Annotated in this window: 12 protein-coding genes; 5 read left to right on the top strand and 7 right to left on the bottom strand. The window is 44.8% G+C overall.

The genetic code is table 11. The features are described from left to right. Positions 1–205: 205 nt before the first annotated feature. On the top strand, positions 206–1,045 hold the full coding sequence (locus NDI35_RS16830) for a Tab2/Atab2 family RNA-binding protein (protein WP_445313740.1): 840 nt from the start codon (positions 206–208) through the stop codon (positions 1,043–1,045). Between the two features lie 144 nt (positions 1,046–1,189). On the opposite strand, the gene NDI35_RS16825 is transcribed toward NDI35_RS16830, so the two are convergent. Then, complete coding sequence (locus NDI35_RS16825; RefSeq protein WP_445313739.1) at positions 1,190–1,396, bottom strand: hypothetical protein; 207 nt, start codon at positions 1,394–1,396, stop codon at positions 1,190–1,192. Positions 1,397–1,605: 209 nt separating this feature from the next. On the opposite strand from NDI35_RS16825, the gene NDI35_RS16820 reads away from it, so the two are divergent. Together NDI35_RS16820 and NDI35_RS16815 are read left to right on the top strand one after the other, a co-directional pair. Further along, positions 1,606–2,478: an S-methyl-5'-thioadenosine phosphorylase gene (locus NDI35_RS16820; RefSeq protein WP_333076812.1), complete on the top strand. Its 873-nt coding sequence runs from the start codon at positions 1,606–1,608 to the stop codon at positions 2,476–2,478. A 297-nt stretch (positions 2,479–2,775) separates the two neighbouring features. Continuing rightward, positions 2,776–4,413: a flavin monoamine oxidase family protein gene (locus NDI35_RS16815; protein WP_445313738.1), complete on the top strand. Its 1,638-nt coding sequence runs from the start codon at positions 2,776–2,778 to the stop codon at positions 4,411–4,413. 251 nt (positions 4,414–4,664) lie between these two features. Here the strand turns inward: NDI35_RS16815 and NDI35_RS16810 are convergent, their stop codons facing one another. From NDI35_RS16810 to NDI35_RS16800, 3 genes are all read right to left on the bottom strand, one after another. After that, positions 4,665–6,071, bottom strand: coding sequence for a SagB family peptide dehydrogenase (locus NDI35_RS16810; protein ID WP_445313737.1), 1,407 nt, complete (start codon positions 6,069–6,071; stop codon positions 4,665–4,667). 8 nt (positions 6,072–6,079) lie between these two features. Continuing rightward, the gene (locus NDI35_RS16805) at positions 6,080–8,323 is read right to left on the bottom strand and encodes a TOMM precursor leader peptide-binding protein (RefSeq protein WP_445313736.1); all 2,244 of its coding nucleotides are present in this window, start codon (positions 8,321–8,323) and stop codon (positions 6,080–6,082) included. Positions 8,324–8,610: 287 nt separating this feature from the next. Then, positions 8,611–8,934, bottom strand: a complete 324-nt coding sequence (locus tag NDI35_RS16800; protein WP_445313735.1) for a hypothetical protein — start codon at positions 8,932–8,934, stop codon at positions 8,611–8,613. A 537-nt stretch (positions 8,935–9,471) separates the two neighbouring features. Here NDI35_RS16800 and NDI35_RS16795 point away from each other — a divergent pair. Then, on the top strand, positions 9,472–15,042 hold the full coding sequence (locus NDI35_RS16795; RefSeq protein ID WP_445313734.1) for a protein kinase domain-containing protein: 5,571 nt from the start codon (positions 9,472–9,474) through the stop codon (positions 15,040–15,042). Positions 15,043–15,273: 231 nt separating this feature from the next. Here NDI35_RS16795 and NDI35_RS16790 read toward each other — a convergent pair whose 3' ends face one another. After that, the gene (locus NDI35_RS16790; protein ID WP_445313733.1) at positions 15,274–16,497 is read right to left on the bottom strand and encodes a tetratricopeptide repeat protein; all 1,224 of its coding nucleotides are present in this window, start codon (positions 16,495–16,497) and stop codon (positions 15,274–15,276) included. 76 nt (positions 16,498–16,573) lie between these two features. On the opposite strand from NDI35_RS16790, the gene NDI35_RS16785 reads away from it, so the two are divergent. Next, complete coding sequence (locus NDI35_RS16785; RefSeq protein ID WP_333317918.1) at positions 16,574–17,065, top strand: WbuC family cupin fold metalloprotein; 492 nt, start codon at positions 16,574–16,576, stop codon at positions 17,063–17,065. A gap of 74 nt (positions 17,066–17,139) precedes the next feature. Here NDI35_RS16785 and NDI35_RS16780 read toward each other — a convergent pair whose 3' ends face one another. Together NDI35_RS16780 and NDI35_RS16775 are read right to left on the bottom strand one after the other, a co-directional pair. After that, positions 17,140–17,637, bottom strand: coding sequence for a hypothetical protein (locus NDI35_RS16780; protein WP_445313732.1), 498 nt, complete (start codon positions 17,635–17,637; stop codon positions 17,140–17,142). Positions 17,638–17,950: 313 nt separating this feature from the next. Then, positions 17,951–19,759 (bottom strand): PAS domain-containing sensor histidine kinase, encoded by a 1,809-nt coding sequence (locus NDI35_RS16775; RefSeq protein ID WP_445313731.1) that lies wholly within the window; start codon positions 19,757–19,759, stop codon positions 17,951–17,953. Positions 19,760–19,776 lie beyond the last annotated feature (17 nt).

Below are 19,776 nucleotides of genomic sequence, written 5' to 3'. Positions count from 1 at the left end.
TTGGGAATTAGTGATTACTACCACGGTTGGGCTCACTGGCTTACAGTTGCAGTTTTTTTTAACTGGTGTTAGATATGCCAATAAAACTCAACTATGAACTGAGAATATATCGCTCGAAGTTCTTTTTTCATAGTTCGGTATTGTATCGCAGTGCGCCAAACTATATTAAAATGATCGAGTTGTATATTTTATATTTTAATTATTTATGAGTATTTGGCAAGCCGATTTTTACCGCCGTCCTCTGCAAGACGAAACTGGCAAACCACTGTGGGAACTCTTAATTTGCGACTCCGAAGGCAGTTTTCAATTTAGCGCTGTTTGCCGCCAAGGGGACGCAAATTCTAATTGGCTAGCTTCGCAGTTGCAGCAGCAGGCTCAAACCCAAAATTTGCCCGAATTGATTCAAGTATTTAGACCTCAGTCTCTGGGCTTAATCGAAGCGGCGGGCAAAGTTTTGGGTGTCAAGGTAGAAGCGACTCGGCGCACTGCGGCTCTGAAATTGCTGCTGCAACAACGCGCAAAGGAATATTCGAGTATGCCTAATTATACAGGGGAAGCTTACAGTCCGATCGCCCTCGACTCGCCGCCGCCCGTGCCTTTACCCGAAAACCTCTGGGGCGATGGCTGGCGTTTTGCTTCCCTACCCGCCGGCGACATTGAAGATGCTTTCCAAGGGCGCCCCCTGCCAATTTTGGAAATGCCAGAATTTCTGTTACCGCTGAATTTGGGCTTGGCCTCAACAGTACCCGTACCGGGAGTTGTAATTGACGGCGGACGCCAGTCTATGCGGTTGGCTAGATGGCTTCAGGATGCCAAACCTTTCGCTTTGAATTATATTGCTGGAGAACCAGACGGATTGATATTGGAAGCTGGGTTAGTAGATAGGTGGGTTGTGGCTACTTTTGAAGATAGCGAGGTGAAAGCCGCGGCCCAAATTTACCAACAGCGTAAGCAATTAAGTAAAGGATTACATTTTTTGTTAGTCCAGCCCGATGATAGTGGCATGACTTATACAGGCTTTTGGCTGTTGAATTTTGATCGATAAGATGTAAATAATATTATTTGTGATGTCGAGGGTTCGCGCGCCGAAAAATAGTAAAAGACCGCCCGAACTCACTTCCCGCCGATACAGACTCAAGCACAAATTTTAAAACAGCTTCTTGAGTCAGCAAGAGATAGTGCTGCGAAGTTATTCTACAACTAAAATCAATCCGTTGCGGATGCCCTGACACACTCGGTTGATGTGAGAGTGGTCTTTTTCGTTAAGACCTTTCTCGGATAGCATTGCTGACTTCAGCAGCCGTCTGTCAAGGGGGGTAATTTGACGAAAAGCAAAAATACGCTGGACTATCGCCTCGATCGAGATTTTGGGGAGGTTAGCAGAGCTGACTGTCATGGTCTTAACACGCTAAAAATAAGTAACAGAACTATGTACCTTTATTTTTAAAGATTTTGTGAAGCTACTTTGTGATTAAGATCACATATATTTAGTGACAAAATAGTGTATGTGGGGTGACTGCTGTCACGAAATCTTCAATTATCTTTACCCCAACTTAACGATGGCCCGATAGAATCACTGTGGTAAAACTCCAGCAGAGGGTAAAAATGGCACAAGCAAAAATCGGAATTATCGGCGGCAGCGGTTTGTATAAAATGGAGGCCCTCAAAGATATTGAAGAGGTGAAAATTGATACACCTTTTGGAGCGCCATCGGATGCCGCAATTGTGGGAACATTGGACGGTACGCCAGTAGCATTTCTGGCTAGACACGGCCGCAACCACACTTTTTTGCCCTCAGAAGTGCCTTACCGGGCAAATATTTATGCAATGAAGAGTTTGGGAGTTGAGTATTTAATCTCAGCGTCGGCGGTTGGTTCTCTGAAAGCTGAGGCGAAACCTTTAGATATGGTAGTGCCCGATCAGTTTATCGATCGCACAAAAAATCGAGTTTCTACCTTTTTTGGAGAAGGAATAGTCGGTCACATCACTTTCGGCGATCCGGTTTGCGGCGAATTGGCTAAAGTATTGGCAAGTGCGATCGAATCCTTGAACCTCCCCGACGTTACCCTGCACCGGGGCGGCACCTACGTCTGCATGGAAGGCCCCGCATTTTCCACAAAAGCAGAATCCCACCTTTACCGCAGTTGGGGGGCGACAGTCATCGGAATGACAAATTTGCCGGAAGCAAAATTAGCCAGAGAAGCAGAAATTGCCTACGCAACTTTAGCATTAGTCACAGACTACGACTGCTGGCATGAGGATCACGACAGCGTAACTGTAGAAATGGTAGTTGCAAACTTGCACCGCAATGCAGCAAATGCCCAAAAAGCCATTCAAGAAACAGTCCGCAGGTTAACAGAAAATCCCCCCGTTTCCGAGTCGCATTCAGCTTTGAAATATGCAATTCTGACTCGGCTGGATCAAGTGCCGGCGGCAACTAAGGAGAAAATGGGTTTGTTGTTGCAGAAATATTTGTAGTTGAAAGTGAGGCGTTGCATATTTGCGGGATGATTTTGAATTTTATTAACGCTGAAAACCCTTATTTTTCTGCGTGGCTATAAGAGTCCCCCCTACAAGAGTCCTCCCAAAATTATGCAAGGCCGTAAAATCAATATCAAATTGAGGTGAATCACTATTTGCCAATGACTGATTATATTACGAGGGTTTTTTCTATTTATGTAATTTGACGCTAAGTAGACGCTAATAGGTTCTTGGAGTGTCCTGACGCTGATTGATCGATAAGTATTTTTTTAGGTGTAATTTTACTAGGAACTTATGAGTAATAGTGCAGTTAAGCCAAATCAAATGATTGATGTTGCAGTTGTGGGTGGTGGCGTTTCTGGGGCCTACGCTGCTTGGCGGTTAGCATCTCATCACAAATCTTCTAAGATTCGTCTCTATGAATTGAGCGATCGCATTGGTGGTCGGTTACTATCAATGACAATGCCGGGGATGCTTCATGTTCAGGCTGAGTTGGGTGGGATGTATGTGACGGAATCTCAGGCTATTGTCTGGGAATTGATTAAGTTGCTGAACCTGAAGACCACGGTTGTTGACTTTAGCAGTCCGGGAGTACGGGCATATGTTCGCGATCGGCATTTGTTGATGAGTGAATTTAATCAACCGGATAAAGTACCTTATAATTTACGGCCGGATGAAGCAGGTAAAAATTATGAGGAATTGTTCGATTTGGCTGTTGGGCGGGCGATTCCAGGAAAAGATTTAACTCCTGCTTATTTTGCTTCACCGGAGTGGAAGCGCGATCGCGAAACGCTGAAAATTGACGGTCAACACTTGTATGATTTGAGTATTTGGGAAGTGTTGCTGAAGGAAATTAGCAACGAGGCTTACAATCTCTGTTTGGATACGGGCTTTTTCTATTCGGATTTGGGTACTTGGAATGCGGCTAGTGCGATCGCAACAAGTATGTCTCTTCCATACAGCGATACTTGGTACATGATGGCTGATGGCTACCAAACATTACCGAAAACCCTCGCGACAGAATTTGAGAGAGAGGGTGGGGAAGTATGCCTAAATCATCGCTTAAAAACCTTCGATCGCACCACTGAAGGGCTGATTAGGTTAAATTTTGTCGATCGCGCTGGCCATTCCCTCCCGCCCCTGTTCGCGAAACATCTGATTTTAGCAATGCCGAAGCGATCGCTAGAACTGTTGGCAGTAGAAAATCAGCAGAATTTCCTATTTAGCAATTCAACTTTTCAGGATAATATCCAAACCGTTAGCGGCGATCCCGCTTACAAACTTTTCCTCGGTTATCATCATCCTTGGTGGCACGCACTAGATATTCATGGTGGTACTTCAGCTACAGATTTGCCGATGCAAAAGTGTTACTACTTCGGTACAGAAAGCGCCCAAGGGGGCGATCCAAACAATCACAACTCCCTATTATTAAGCCTGTTTCCTGATAATATTGCTGCGGGTTTCTGGCGAACGATGGCCTATAATCCAGATGAGCCAGAAAAACGTCCCGCCTTTCGCGGAGAACTAGGCGAAACACGGGAATTGAGAGCTTTTCAGAAAAGTGATGGTTCTATTACGACAGACCCCTTAGTTCCTTCTCAGGATATGGTACGGACGGCCCAGCAACAACTCAAAGCCCTACACAATTTAGCAGATATTCCAGAACCTTATACCGCCCTTTATATCGACTGGCAAAAAGATCCCTACGGGGGTGGGTGGCACTCTTGGAACCCCCGCTGTCAGCCCTGGGAAGTGATGAAACAGATGCGGCATCCGATTCATGGTGCTAATGTTTATGTCTGTGGCGAAGCCTATTCAAATATGCAAGGATGGGTGCAAGGAGCGCTGAATAGTGCAGAATTAATGTTAGAGGAAAACTTTAACTTGAATCGGCCTGCATGGTTGCCACCCACTTATGATTTGGGGTCATAAAATTCATTTTACTGTTTCCCAGACCGCCAGGGACTTAAGTCCCTGGCTAATAGCTAAAGTCCTCTGAAGAGGACTAAAAAACTCATTTTACCTCGACCATATTTCTTGTGGAACAGGCATCTTGCCTGTTCAAAACTCGCTTTTTTGGAGATGTCTATTAGTCCTCTTGAGAAGACTTTCGCTTTGAGACAGGGGTTTTAACCCCTTTCGGACTAATGGCTTGACGTTAAGTTGACACCAATGGAAACTAATCACCGACTCCCCAAGATAAACTCTCCCACTGAGGATTCGGCAAAATAATCGCACCCCGCCGCTGCTGCAAATAACTCGGAATTTCCCCCGCCCACCCCCGACGGCGCGAGATTCATTGCTGTTGCCACTAAATACATCGTTTGATACAAAATCCCAACGTGCTTTAATATTAGGCTATATGCCATTGATTCATAGCCCCAAGTTACTCTCGAAAACCGAGAGGATAGCAGAATTAAAATCTGTGGTTCTACCTCTATCTGTACTGACAATCCTGCACTTTTTAGCAATGCTTCTACCTGCTTGGTTTTCCCAGAAATTTTACAAAGTTGGTGTTCTTGGGGTGCATAATAATACAAGCCAGCCTCAATATTTTCACAGGAATTGATAGCAGTATAAATTTCTAAATCGTAGCAAGCGCCTCCGGTTGGATAAGGTCTATTGCTGCAATCCATGTTATCTCTGGGGACAATCTCGCGCAATCTCGCGGAACGATAGAGAAATTCTCCTAATTGTTCGACAGTAATCGGCTTTTCTCCCTGTTGCCGAATTGTCTTTCTTGATTCTAAAATTGCTGTAAAAGGTGTATCTGTTTGTTTCAAACTGTCGATGTCGGGTTTATACAGATTGATAATCTCGTTAGATGGTTTGGCTTTGAGTACGGGTGTGGGTTCGATTTCTCCTAAAAATCGAAAGGTTTTGCCAATCAGATTGGAATGTCTGCCGCCGCGACTGCGGGAGTGAAATAATAAATCGTGAAATTCCCATTGAGTTAGAGTTTCACTTTGTTCTAAGCTGCTATTGTTGTTAACAGATGATAACACTTCAGTAGTTAACAAAAAGCTGAGAAATAATCGGGCGGTGGCTTCAGAAATTCCCGGAATTGTGGTTAAATCGGATATGGCTTTAGGTTGCGAAAGTTCGTTGATTAAAGCTGCACTGCGCCAGTCTTCGAGGATAATTTTGGCTTTGGAAAGGGGGGATTCGACAACTAAATGGGATTTTTCTGAGTGGCAATAGGCAAAGCGTGAAAGTTGATAGTTATTATCAGTAATTGTCTCTAATAATTGCCATTTATAGGGTGTGGCTATGGGGACGGCTGTAGCGATCGCACTGCCGTCTATTTCTAAAGTATGGTAAACTAAACCCAGGATGACAAATTGTTCTAGGTAGTAGTAGAATTTAGCGAGGGCGGAACTGCCATCGGTAGAAACTACCAGTTGAGTTAGGGCTGTTTCGGTTGCGCCTGCGGTAGAAATAACTTTAATCGCGGCGACAATTCCGGGGGAGAGTTTGTTGAGGTTAAAGTCGATGTAGGGGGCTTTTAAAATTAAGCCTTTTTCGGCATCCTCAATTATAGAAATTTCTGGCTTAAAAGAAAGGATGATTTGGGGGATGGTTTCACTCATAATTAATCTTAAAAGAATATCGGGAATGGGTTGATTTGGTGTTCGGGGATTGGTGCATCTAGCCAGCCTAATTTCACGGGAATGTCATAAAGTCGCCCTGGTGCTAAGCGTTTCCAAAAGTGCCGCATTCCTGGTACTATAACTTTGACGACATTTAAGCCAATGTCTGGCCGGGTTTGATCTAAAACAAAGGTTTCTAAGCCTAATGTTTCAGCTATTTTTACGCACTTTTCAACGTCGGCTTTTAAATCATCGCTGGCTAAGGGGGGATAGTCAGATAGTAATTTTAAAGGTTGGGAAGTATCGGGCGTTAAATAAGATTTATTTTCTAGGGTGGCGGTTTTGTACCACTCAACGGTGAGGCCGTCGGAAACGCCGTAATTTGTGCTACCATCGCTGTTAAAGGTTAATACTGATGGTAACGATTGATTGACTTCTGTTAAAGCGCGAGACAGGGCAATTTGGGGGTCAAAATGTGCGCCAAAACCAAAAATGATGTCTTCGATTTCTCTGTCGATGCGGTGAGAAAGGGCGGCAAAAACGGGGATGTTAAAATCGCTGGTGAGGTCTAAAACCCAGAGACTTCGCTCTATACTTTGATAATAGTTTCTGAGTTCTTGAATGTAGGAATCGTTAAAGCTATCTAAATCAACGGCGGGGACTTTAACTCGATTGTACCACCACAAGGCAACGCTATCTCGCTCGACTAATTCCATAAATCCTTGCAAAATTGCCTCTTCTTTGGTATAGCCGGCGGCGCTACCGTTGGAGTCCGCCCAACAGTCGGGTTTTTCGGGTTTGGGATAGCCGTAATAACAGTAAGCTGTGGGTAAATATTTGACTCGTTGATGAGTTAATGACCAAATTGGTGTCCAGTCAATTTCTCGGCTGGTATCGAAGGGTTCGGGGACTCTTTGAAAGAAGTTTTTACAGGTTTTATTCCATTCGTGGCGAGTGCTATATTGCGCTTCACTAAATCCTATGCAATCATTGGGGTGAATGGCGGCTTCTCCCATTGTTTGATAGCTGCCTTTTTTTCGGATTTCGTCGCCTTGAAATACGCCGGAATATCTCTCAATGGCTTCTCCCAAGGCGCTGGCTTTGGCTTGTTCGTCGGTTTTGCCTTTGCCGGCACTTCTGCCGCGTAAGTTTTCTTTAAGGAAGTACAAGTCATCGAACATCGTAGCGAAATTGTGGCCGGCTAAGTAGTTCGGTGTTAAAGCATTGGTTGTTTGGGGAACTTTGAGTAAACCGCGCACAACTCCGGTTATGGGACTGATTTGGCTGTCAAATTTTTGCAGGGTTTCGGTTGGGGAAAAGCCGCGATGTCCGCCATCGGCGGTAAAGGTTTTTTTCTGGCTTTGGAGGACAAAGGGCTGGATTTCTTGGGGCGGAAGTTGACCGCATTCGGGGCATTGGGGGCGTTTAGTTATGGTGTGATTGGTGGTTTTGAGGGTTTTGGTGTCAAAGGTAATTATTGTATTTTCTAAGGTTTTATTGTCCCCTTGGACAATCCATTTGGCTAGTTCTGTGGCGGCTAAATTTAAGCTTATTTGTAGGGTGGAAGGTAGGTAAGATGGGGGATTTAATAAGGGTTTTGAGGAGTTTTTTTGACGCTGGATGAAGCTTTGGGTGGGGCGATTTGCTCTCAGGCGTTGGGCGAGACATTCCCAGCAGGCCGTGGTTTCGGGGTGGAAAATTGGGCCGATCGCAATTGTGGAACTTGTAGGTTTGACGAGTAGCCAAGGGTTGCCTGTTTGAAGGGCTTTTTGGTTGAATTCGCCCAGTTCGGGTTGCAGGTAATCGTCGGCTAGGATGACGGTGATATCTGCGGTGGCCGAGGTTTGAATGCCGAGGGTTTCTAGGGCGCTAATGCAAGTTTCTGCTGGAATTTGGCTGTAGGAAATGACGGCAACTTTCAGGGATTGTAGGCGCGATGTGGCTTGTTGGGGGGAGATGTTTAAAAGGGTGTAGAAGGCGGCGGTTTCTTCGGGGAGGGAGGTGTCGTTTTCGATCAGGTGGCCTTGTTTTTCTAGCAGGGCTAGGGTATAGTAAATTTCTGGCGGTGAGGCTTGACCTCGCAGTTGATTGACGATTTCGTCGGCGGTGTTGTTACCGTTAATTAAGGGGGTTAATAGTTCGTAAAGGTGGCCTGAGAGGACGAAGGAATCTGACTCGGAGATCAGGAATACTCCCACCGATTTGATGATTTCGACGGTGAAGCAATTTTTAAACTTTGGTTGGTAGAGCATCCTGAAGGGTGTTTAATATAATTTTTGGATGGATTTTAGCGTCAGATAAAAGCCGGGGCGGGTTCGCGGTGATATGGGATAATTATTAACAAATTATATAAACCCGCCGCAGCCCTATAATTCAGATACGAGCCCAAAAATAACGGAAGTAGGTTGGGAAAAATAACGTCTATTTACTACAGCTAAATCTCCTGAAGCGGCCCCGCTGCGACTAGACAAGCGGGGCCGAAAAACTGGCAAGCTACGGGTGCAGCCTGGGAGAAGCTAAACGGACTTTAGGTGGCAACCTAGCAAGATGACTTTTTGAGATTGCCAGGTTCTATATCTCCAGCCAGCCAAGCACGAATGGGTTCCTCTACCAGATCATCTGGCCGAGGAGGCAGGGGGAGGACATAAATCACCGTCTCCCCTGAAGTACCTTGAAGGACGGGAACTGCATCGGGACTCTGATTGATGCGGACTTCTACGAAGTCTTCAATTAATCCAGCCTCCCGGAGGGTAGCGGTGGGTCGAGTGAGCAAGTTATTGTACAGCTCAGGGTTTAACCATGACTGAGCAATGAACCGAGATATTTCAGCTTCAGCGCTTCTCCAATCCTGCGGAAATGCCATAATTTTCTCCGAGCTCGCTTTTGTGGGAGGTAATTGATTTTGCTATTATTCTATAGCAGAGGCGTTCTCTAAACTCTCGCGCCACAACTCAACTACTGACCGAGCCCTAGCTTACAGTCGGCAAAGCCCAACACTTCAAAGTCTAGGAAGCTGGCGATCGCCCTTTTTTGAGAAAGAGAAATAATATCATTTGCCTTTGACTGGGAATTGTATCATCCTAAATGCTGTAGGGGCGGGTTCGCCAACCATAATCGCCAAAAACAAACAATCTCGAAAACCCGCCCCACCCAACGAACAATCATCATCCACATTGTAATATTCGATGCAAATTTCTGGTTGATGTGGGCGATTGGTGGGGTTGGGCGGGTTTATTTAGATTGTTGGTTATCGTTATATATTGTTGGCGAACCCGCCCCTACAGCTTTTTGATCGTGGTGCAAAATGTGAATTTTTACGGATTTTCTTGATGATACAGTGGTTTTCACTCCCGATAGGTTAATATCACTAACAAGTACAATACCAACTAGCGCAGGGACTATGCTCGGACTTAACGGATATCGCATTGTACAAGAAATTCACAGCGGCGTAAAAAGTTTGGTTTATCGAGGCTACCGCGAAGCAGACCAGCAACCCGTTATCGTCAAACTTATCAAATCCGAGTACCCCACTCTGGAAGAAGTTACCCGTCTCAAAAATGAATACAAAATTGCCCAACCCCTAGACTGTCCCAGCATCACGAAAGTCTATAGCCTAGAAAACTATCGTAACAGCTTTGCCCTGATCTTAGAATATTTTGGCGGCTCATCCCTCGACCTGTTACTTACTAACCAAACCTTACCTGTAACAGAAGTTCTGAGAATTGCCATTGTCTTAATAGATTCCTTAGATTACTTGCACCGCCATTCGATTATTCACAAAGATATTAAACCGGGAAATATTATTATTAACTCTGCCACAGGTGCAGTTAAACTCACTGACTTTAGCATTTCTTCCCGCCTGCAACAAGAGAATCAAGCTGTTAGCAATCCCTCGGAACTGGCTGGTACTCTCGCCTATCTCTCCCCAGAACAAACGGGGCGAATGAACCGCTCGGTAGATTACCGAACCGACTATTATTCTTTAGGAGTCACTTTATACGAAATGCTGGCGGGTCAGTTACCTTTTTCTACGGTCGATCCGATGGAGTTAATACATTGTCATTTAGCTAAACACCCTTTACCACTTGGTGAAATTAGAGAAATTCCTCAAGTTATTTCCGATATCGTAATGAAACTCTTAGCGAAAAATGCCGAAGAGAGATATCAAACCGCAGCGGGATTAAAATTTGACTTAAAAACTTGTTTAAATCAGTTCCTGGCTACCGGAACAATAGCGCCTTTTGCCATTGCTACCCGCGACAAAGGTAGCCAATTACTGATACCACAAAAACTTTACGGTCGCGAACAGGAAGTAATAGAATTATTAGCCGCTTTTGAAAGAATTAGCCACTCCTCTATAACCCCCACCCTCCTTACTAAGGGGGCTTTAGAACAAGAAGCATCCACTCTTACCCCCCCCTTATCAAGGGGGGCCGGGGGGGATCAAAGCTATGCTTCACAAGAATCCTCTGTCGCCCCCCCAATGAGATCCCCCAACCCCCTTAGTAAGGGGGCTTTAGAACAAGAAGAACCCTCTCTTACCCCCCCCTTTTTAAGGGGGGCCGGGGGGGATCAAAGCCATGCCGAAATGATCCTAGTATCCGGTTATTCGGGCATTGGCAAAACCGCCATCGTCAACGAAGTTCACAAACCCATTGTTCGCCAGCGGGGTTATTTCATTTCCGGCAAATTTGACCAATTTAACCGTAACATTCCCTACTCAGCCATCATCACAGCTTTTCAAGCCTTAATCAACCAATTACTCACAGAAAATGCCGCCGAAATTGCCAGTTGGAAACATCAACTCTTAGATGCGCTGATCCCCAATGCCCAAGTCATTATTGATGTCATCCCCGAAGTTGAATTCATTATCGGTCCCCAGCCAGAAGTACCGCAATTAGGGCCAACAGAATCACAAAACCGCTTCAATCGAGTTTTTCAACAATTCCTCAAAGTCTTTTGCCAGCCACAGCACCCCGTTGTCATTTTTTTAGATGACTTGCAGTGGGCAGATTCAGCCTCCCTGAAACTGATGCAACTGCTGATGAGTGACTCCGATAGCCAATATTTGTTAATCATTGGAGCCTATCGCGATAACGAAGTCAACCCCACTCACCCTTTAATTCAAACCTTAGAAAAAATCCGCGAGTCGGGGGCAAATCTCAACAACATCACCGTCCAACCTTTAGCGCTAAATCATGTTAGCCAACTGATTGCCGATACTCTCAATGAATCCGCAGCCACAAAACGCATTCAATCCTTTTGCGAACTCCTGTTTAGCAAAACCCAAGGCAACCCTTTCTTTTTAACCCAACTGCTGAAAACCCTTGCCTTGGAAAGCCTGCTGCATTATGAAGCCAGCAGCGATAAATGGCAATGGGATATTGAGGCAATACAAGCCATTGGTATTACCGATTTAAACGTGGTCGAACTCATTGCTAGAAACATTCAAAAGCTACCAGAGGTTACTCAGAAAGCCTTAAAACTTGCCGCTTGTATTGGCAACACTTTCAACTTAGATGTGTTAGCCATTGTCAACCAAGCATCAGAATTAGTATCCGGGGCACAGTTGTGGCCAGCGCTTCAGGCGGGTTTGATTTTGCCCCTCTCCGAAGCCTACAAAATTCCCTTGGTATTTGCTGAGTCGGAATCTGAATCAGTGCGGCTGCAAGATGTGAAAGTAGATTACAAATTCTTGCACGACAGAGTGCAGCAATCTGCCTATTCTTTGATTCCCGAAACCGAGAAAAAATCAACTCACTTTCAAATCGGTCAATTGCTGCTGCAAAATACCACAGCCGAAGAGCGCAAAAACAATATTTTTGCCCTGGTTAATCAATTGAATTTTGGTATAGAGACAACCACAGAAGAATCACCCCTACTAGCCACCCAGTCAGACAAAAACCTGTTAGCAGAACTTAACTTGATTGCAGGTCAAAAAGCTAAAGCATCCGCAGCCTTTGAAGCGGCGGTTAATTATTTTAAGATCAGTTTGGGACTGCTGGCTGCCGATAGTTGGCAGAGTGATTATGACTTGACGCTGCCTATCTATGTGGAAACCGTAGAAGCTGAATATTTAAACGGTAATTTTGCACGGGCGGAACAGCTTTTAGAAGTTGTGCTGCAAGAGGGAAAAACGCTTTTAGACAGAGTGAAAGTTTACGAGGTAAAAATTCAGTCTTATATTTCTCAATACAGGCTCTCAGAAGCCATAGAGACAGGGGTAGAAGTGCTTGAAAAATTAGAAATATCGCTGTTTCAAATGTCAGAAGATCCCATAATTTTGATTCAGGCAATTGCTACAAAACTGGCAGAAGAGAATAAACAAATTGAGGATTTAGCAGACCTTCCCGAAATGAACGATCCTTATCAGTTTGCTGCAATTCGGATTCTTTTAACAGTTACTTCTGCTGCTTATATTACGAACCCCGCCTTACTGTCTAGGCTTTTATTTGCAATGGTGGATCTCTGCCTAACTTATGGCAATCCTCCTTTAGCTGCTGGCGTATACGTTAATTATGGTGTCTTTTTAACTGTTGGTGGAGATATTGATTCAGGATATAGATTTGGTCAACTATCTTTAAGATTATTGGATAAATTTAATGCCAAAAATATTACAGTGTTTGTACAACATTTCTTTAATTCATTTATTCGCCACTGGAAAGACCATGTTAGAGAAACCATAGAACCTTTGCAAGATGCTGTTAATAGTGGGTTGGAAACCGGAAATTTAGAGTATGCCTGCTATGCAATAATCAACTATAGTTACCATGATTTTTTTGGTGGAAATGATTTAGAGTCCCTTGAAGTTAAGAGCCAACAGTATCTATCTTTAATTAGTAAACTCAAGCAGTTTTATTCGATTGAATCTATCAATCTGTACAGACAATTCCTTTTAAACTTACTAGATAAATCGAATAGACCAACTCAGTTAACTGGCGATGAGTATAATGAAAGAGAGGCTATCCAAGCTGCATTGCAAATAAATAACTATTATTCCCTTTTGTTTCTATATGCTCTTAAAACTTTTCTATCTTATTTATTTAAAGAACGGGAAACCGCAGTTGAGAATGCTCGACAAGCAGATAAATATAAAGGACCTGTTCGAGGGATGCTGGTGACAGCCCAACTCAACTTTTACTACTCCCTTAGCCTCCTAGCTCAATATCCCCACGTCAGCGAAACCGAACAGAGAGAATATCTCGAACAAGTAGCCACCAATCAACAAACAATGAGACATTGGGCTAACAATTGCCCCGCCAACTACCAACACAAATACGAGTTAGTAGAAGCAGAAAAAGCGAGAATTTTAGGAGACTACCCCGCAGCCATCACCCTCTACGATGCGGCCATCACCGGGGCCAGAGAACAACAATACACCCAAGAAGAAGCCCTCGCCAACGAACTCACCGGCGAATTTCACCTAACTCGCGGCCAAGAAAACATGGCCCGCTTCTTCCTACTAGAAGCATACTACTGCTACATCCGCTGGGGAGCCAAAGCCAAAGTCAAAGACTTAGAAACCCGATATCCGCAATTCTTCGCCAAAATCAACGCTCAAAAACCCGCAGAAACCAGCCTCACCTTAGCCACCATCATCACCAGTAGCAGCAATTCCGAAGGATTTGACCTAGCCTCCGTCTTCAAAGCCGCCCAAGCCATCTCCAGTGAAATAGTCCTCAGCGAGTTGCTAGCAAAACTAATCAAAATCGCCATAGAAAATGCCGGCGCACAAACCGGATATTTGCTACTCAAACACTCAAAAACATTCACCATAGAAGCCGTCGGACAAGTCGAAGGCGACAACATCACCCTCTCACAAATCCCCCATCTGCCCCTCCACGAAATCCTCCCCATCAGCGTCATCAACTATGTAGAAAGAACAAAAAAACCTGCCGTCTTAAACAATGCTACCACCGAGGCAATGTTTGCTGCAGATCCCTATATTGTTGCCCATCAAACCAAATCCATACTCTGTACTCCCATCATCAATCAAGGTCGCTTCATGGGCATAGTTTATTTAGAAAATAATCTAGCAGAAAAAGTATTCACCCCAGCGCGAATAGAAGTTTTAAAACTCCTATCTTCCCAAGCTGCTATTTCCCTAGAAAATGCTCAACTTTATCAAACCCTAGAACAAAAAGTAGAAGAACGCACCGCACAATTAGCCCAAGCTAATAGAGAAATATTGGTTTTGAACGAACGGCTAAAAGTAGAAAACCTTCGCATGAGTGCCGAACTAGACGTAACCCGCCGCCTGCAACAAATGATTTTGCCTCAACAGCAGGAATTAGAGTCAATTGCAGGGCTAGAAATTGCTGCATTCATGGAACCTGCTGATGAAGTTGGCGGTGACTACTACGACGTACTAAATCACGGCGGTAAAGCCACAATTGGCATCGGCGACGTGACAGGACACGGTTTAGAAAGCGGCGTGTTAATGATTATGGCGCAAACAGCAATTCGCACTTTGCTGGTTCACAAGGAAACCGACCCAGTTAAATTATTGCAGACAGTCAACCAAACGCTTTTTGACAACGTAGAGCGCATGGATTGCGGTAAAAATATGAGCCTTTCTTTGCTGGAATATCGGGGGAACAACATCCTGCGTTTGAGCGGACAGCACGAAGAGGTGATTGTCGTGCGTTCCAGCGGCGAAGTAGAGCGGATTGATACCATGGAGTTAGGCTTTCCCATCGCCTTAGAACCAGATATTGCCGATTTCATTGCTACTACTGAAATACAATTGAAGTCGGGGGATGTTGTCGTACTCTATACAGATGGAATTACCGAAGCTTTTGATATGAATCAAGCTCAATACGGTATCGAACCCTTGATTGAAGTTGTTGTCCTTAACAGGAAACAGCCAGCAACAGAAATCAAGCAAGCTGTTATTGACGACGTGCGGCGATACATCGGGGAGCAAAAAGTATTTGATGACATTACTTTGGTAGTAATCAAACAGAAGTAAGTAGGTAGGCACCAATAAACCTTGCTGTATAACCGAATGTACAACTGCCAGAACCGAAAGCCAATAGCTTCGTTTCACTCGCTTTTGACTACTGAAACCAGATTCTATGTTTATGAAGTACCCCCGCCTATCGTTCTATCCCCGTAGGGAAAAGGCGAAAACCTTTGTCCCTACACTTCATAAACCTGGAATACACTGTATGTATTTTCCCATTCATCTACTTAGTTCCCCTCAATTAATCAACTGCTTAAATGCGTCGTGTTCGCGAATTTTTTCTAAATCAGCTTCACTTTTTGCCAACTCTTTACACACATTCGGATTGAGATTGAGGGCGCGCTTTAAATTTTCAATTGCTAATTCAATTTTACCTTGTAGGGCATAACATCGGGCTTTATTATACCAAATTCTGTAAAAATCAGGCCGAATTTTAGCAGCATTGTCGTAGGAAGCGATCGCAGCTTCGTATTTTTGCAATTTGGAGAGTGCAACGCCTCGATTGTTCCAAGCGTCAGTATAATCATTTTTAATTTGTAGGGCTTGATTGTAAGAAATTACTGCTTGTTCGTACTCCTGCATTTTGGAAAAAGCAACGCCTCGGTTGTTCCAAGCATCGGCATAATCGGGTTTGGCTTGAATTGCCTGTTCGTAACAGCCGATCGCCTCCTGGTACTTCTGCAACTCCAACAATACCACACCTCGATTGTTCCAAGCATCGGGATAATTGGGGCGAATTGTAGTAGCTTGTTCGTAAGAGGCGATCGCCTCTGGATACCGCTGCATTCTTGTGAGCACTACTCCTCGGTTATTCCAAGTATCGGCTAAATCCGGCTGAATTTGCAGGGCCCGATCGTAAGCTGCGATCGCATCTTGATAACGGTTTTCAAAGAAACAAGCATCTCCCTGTTTAGCATAGTCGCCGGCCGTCAATAACTGTTGGTAATTGCCATAGTTAACCGGAGCAAATTCTTGAATTTGGGCATCGGGGAATAAAAGGTCTGTTTCTGCCTCTGCCGGGTGACTTTGGTGTTGAATTTCGCCTAAGATAGTTTCAGCGTCCGAAATTAATAGTTTTAATTGAGAGATTGTATCGTAATGGAGACTTTCTATTTCTTGGCGGGCAATTGTTGTCTGCTTGGACAATTTGCTCAACAGAAACCAAACCCCGACTCCGGCTGCTGTCGGAAACAAAGTTAGGGCAAATATCAGCCCGTTCAGCAGTACCGCCGTGCGCCCAAAAGCAATGTCAACTTCTTCTTGAACTCGATCGCGAATTTCTTCTTTAAGTGGCTGCTGTGAGAATTGCTGCTGAACCAACAGTGCCGGCCTCGGTTCCGAGGCAGAAACGCTACTGGCGCAGACTAGAATAGTTGAAAGGGCGATCGGGCTAATACTTTTTCTAAAGATACTTGACAAACGCATTGCCTTAGTGATACGCACCTGAGTTGCGATTTCCATGTGTCAAGAGATGCTGATAACGATGATCCCAGACTAGCCCATTTGTTCATAAACTATTAAATACAGGATATCTGTTGTGCAGTCCCCTCCGATCAAATTGCTGACGCAAGAATTGCTAGACGAAGTTGCCGCTTCCTCCCGCCGCAGTCCCCGCCAGCGACAAAACTACAATTTCCATGATTTGTCTGAAAAAGTGCAGCGATTTGTCAACGTGCTGCAACCAGGCACTTACGTCCGCCCTCACCAACACCTGCGCCCGCCTGCAGTTAACGGTTTTGAGTTTTTTGTGGTGATTCAAGGCGAAGTCGGTATTGTTATTTTGAACGAAAACGGTCAAATCCTGCGCTCCTTGCGAGTCAGCGCGGCCGGCCCGACTCGCGCTGTCGAACTGCCAGAGGGCACTATTCACACGTTAGTAGCTTTGACACAGGATACTGTGATTTTGGAGTTTAAGGAAGGGCCTTACGACGTGGGGGCGGATAAAGACTTTTTGGCGGGTTTTCCTGCTGAGGGAACTGCGGCGGCGCGAGAATTAGTCTTGATTTGGGAAGCGGAATTTAACAGTTGAGTAATGACTGATGACTGATGACTGTTGACTGTTGGCTGTTGACTGTTAAAAATCTAAAATCGATGGGCTGATTACTAATTACTGATGAATCTAATTGTCGTCATCCGATTGTATAAATCCGGGGCGGTGCGAATGATTTTTCTCAGGAGATCATCAGTCACCCAAAAGACGAGGGGAAACGAAAATGTTTTGCTGAATTCGCTGCATAATAGGTTGGTAGAAACGAGCAATCTATCGATCGGCTCCACTGATTCCAAACCGAGGAGCATTAAAGCTGGAGGCTTTTCGCCGTCTATTTCTGCTGCGATTGTCCTGTAGAGAGTTGTCGCCGATTTGGGCAAAAACAGTTGTCGCGGTTTCACGGGACAATTTGCTTGCAGCCGATCGACTATTTGCTGCCGCAAAGTTAGCGAGTTGCAGTGGACTAAAACGAAAGAAAAGTAACCTTGGGAAAGACGGAGCGCCCGCATTAAAGTTGAGAACGACCGCTCGTTATATTTAGCTGAGTCGTACTTAGCTGCATTGTCTTTAGCTGTATTTCCTGAGCTTTGCTCGATAAACATAAATTGCATATTTTTTATCTAGTTTTATAGATTTTCTAGATTAAATGATGTTTCTAAAGAAAATGTGAAGATCGAAAATTTATTTTTCATTTAAAAACTTTGGGGAAGTATACCACGCTTTTAAATTAATATCAATAGTCCGATCGAAATAGTCCGATCGACAGATTTGGCTTGAACCACTCAAAAAGCACTTGCGACGGCCCAACAAAAGTATAGCCGCAGGCAGAAGGAAGAGCATATTTCGCAAGGGTTTCAGCAATTAATAACGTTCTAAATATCTGGCACGATTGCTAGATTAAATGTAATTTAAAATACAAAAAAATTACCGGAAATTCTCAGCCAGCGGCAAAGTAAACCAAAAACTTGCCCCAGCACCGGGAGTGCTAATTACCCCAATTTGGCCGCCGTGAGCACCAATAATTTGCCGACAAAGATAGAGACCCAAACCCAAACCAACCGAGTGTCGGGATCGATCGCCCCTAACGTAAAGGTCAAAAAGATGTTCGCACTGTTCCGGCAATATACCCACCCCGTCATCTTCAACGGTACAGTAAATCATGCTACTTGGGGAATTGGGGATGGGGGATGGGAAATTGGTAATTGGGGATTGTGGATTGGTAAGCGGTAATTTGTCGATGTCTTGTTTTGCTGTGCTTTGATTTATACTTAATTTATCCGCCTTGATTACTTGAGCCGAAACTGTTAAATTTAGTCCCGGCCTATTGTGTTTCAAAGCATTAGCAATTAAATTAGATAAGACGCGCCATAACTGAGTCTTGTCAGCCTTCACGGCTGGCAAATCATCCGGCACCAAATTTTTAAAAGTAGCTTTACCCTCATTCATTAAAGGCTCCAAATCTGTCGCAGCCGCTTCCACTACCGCCCTCAAATCAACCGATTCGCAGTGCAGAACCAAACCGCGCAATTCCCCGGCGTGAACTTCCAACAGCGAATTTATCAAGCGCAATTGCTGCTCGCTACCTTGAATCATGCGCTCCAAAATAGAACGGGGAATTGCGATCGAATCCCCGGTTTTCGTCTGCCAATTTTTCAGCACCATTAACATTCCCGCCACCGGGTTTCGCAAGTCGTGAGAAAGAGCGTGGATAAACATCCGCAGCGATTCTTGGGCCTGTTTGCGCTGGGTGATATCCTCAATTAAACCCTCATAATAAAGCACGGCGCCGCTGCTGTCCCGTACAGCCCGCGCTTTCTCAGAAATCCAGACAATACTGCCGTCACAGCGGTAAATTTTAGATTCAAAATCCGATACTGTGCCGCTTTCCTCGATCGCTCGCAAAAACTCATTTCTGCGAGCCGGCTCGACGTACAACTGCCGCTCAATATCAGTAAACTTTGCCGTCACTTCTTCCGGGGAATCGCAGCCGTAAATCCGCGCCAAAGCGGGATTTGCAGTAATGTAGCGGCCGTCGGGAGTGCTTTGAAAAATTCCCTCGCCGGCATTCTCAAAAATGCTGCGGTACTTCGCCTCCGCCACCTCCAACTGCTGGTAAGCAGATTCCAACTCCCGCCTGGTACTAAACTCTTTCCGTTGCAGACATTCGTACCAATAAACCGACAAATCGCAAATCAAACAAAACCAAAACAAATATAAGTAAAACCCGGTCAACTTAAAAGGAGTATACTTAGCAAAACTTAGATTTAAAACCAAATTTATCCCGACGTGGCAACACAAAACGCCGAGTTGAGAAATCAGGTGGAGACGCCAGCGGACGGGCATCAGCGTAGCTTGGATCAGAAACGCTAAACTCCAGGTAAAAATTGGTACGTCCCCGGCTTGTGCGACAGCTAACCCAAGCTGTACAATTACCGTCAGCGACCACGAAAAACCCAAAAATAGCAAACCGGGATAGCGCTGTCCGAAGGAGGTTTTTTGCAACACAAAACAGGTCAACAAACCCAATTCTACAGCAGCGCTCGTGTACAAATAAACACTTTCAAACTCCTCGCGAGCGAAGAATCTTTCGCCCAGAAAATAGACCGTTATTGTGAAGGCAAAAAAGATGGCAATTCCGACAGCAGGGCGCAGCCGATCTCGGAGGAAGCGATCGCGCCACACCTCGTAAACCGTTAACGCCTGAACTGATTTTGCCTTGCCCAAAGAGTTCATACCATTTTAGATTTTAG

Origin of the sequence: Microcoleus vaginatus FACHB-2002, from assembly GCF_040004035.1 — a bacterium.
In the GTDB taxonomy this organism is placed as follows: domain Bacteria; phylum Cyanobacteriota; class Cyanobacteriia; order Cyanobacteriales; family Microcoleaceae; genus Microcoleus; species Microcoleus vaginatus_C.
Note: the sequence above shows the minus strand (reverse complement) of the source record. Positions and strands in the feature narration are given on the sequence as shown.

Excerpts from the sequence above, each read along its gene's own strand:
- NDI35_RS16830 (WP_445313740.1), top strand. The coding sequence starts at position 206 with ATGAGTATTTGGCAAGCCGATTTTTACCGCCGTCCTCTGCAAGACGAA.
- NDI35_RS16825 (WP_445313739.1), bottom strand. The coding sequence starts at position 1,396 with ATGACAGTCAGCTCTGCTAACCTCCCCAAAATCTCGATCGAGGCGATA.
- NDI35_RS16820 (WP_333076812.1), top strand. The coding sequence starts at position 1,606 with ATGGCACAAGCAAAAATCGGAATTATCGGCGGCAGCGGTTTGTATAAA.
- NDI35_RS16815 (WP_445313738.1), top strand. The coding sequence starts at position 2,776 with ATGAGTAATAGTGCAGTTAAGCCAAATCAAATGATTGATGTTGCAGTT.
- NDI35_RS16810 (WP_445313737.1), bottom strand. The coding sequence starts at position 6,071 with ATGAGTGAAACCATCCCCCAAATCATCCTTTCTTTTAAGCCAGAAATT.
- NDI35_RS16805 (WP_445313736.1), bottom strand. The coding sequence starts at position 8,323 with ATGCTCTACCAACCAAAGTTTAAAAATTGCTTCACCGTCGAAATCATC.
- NDI35_RS16800 (WP_445313735.1), bottom strand. The coding sequence starts at position 8,934 with ATGGCATTTCCGCAGGATTGGAGAAGCGCTGAAGCTGAAATATCTCGG.
- NDI35_RS16795 (WP_445313734.1), top strand. The coding sequence starts at position 9,472 with ATGCTCGGACTTAACGGATATCGCATTGTACAAGAAATTCACAGCGGC.
- NDI35_RS16790 (WP_445313733.1), bottom strand. The coding sequence starts at position 16,497 with ATGGAAATCGCAACTCAGGTGCGTATCACTAAGGCAATGCGTTTGTCA.
- NDI35_RS16780 (WP_445313732.1), bottom strand. The coding sequence starts at position 17,637 with ATGCAATTTATGTTTATCGAGCAAAGCTCAGGAAATACAGCTAAAGAC.
- NDI35_RS16775 (WP_445313731.1), bottom strand. The coding sequence starts at position 19,759 with ATGAACTCTTTGGGCAAGGCAAAATCAGTTCAGGCGTTAACGGTTTAC.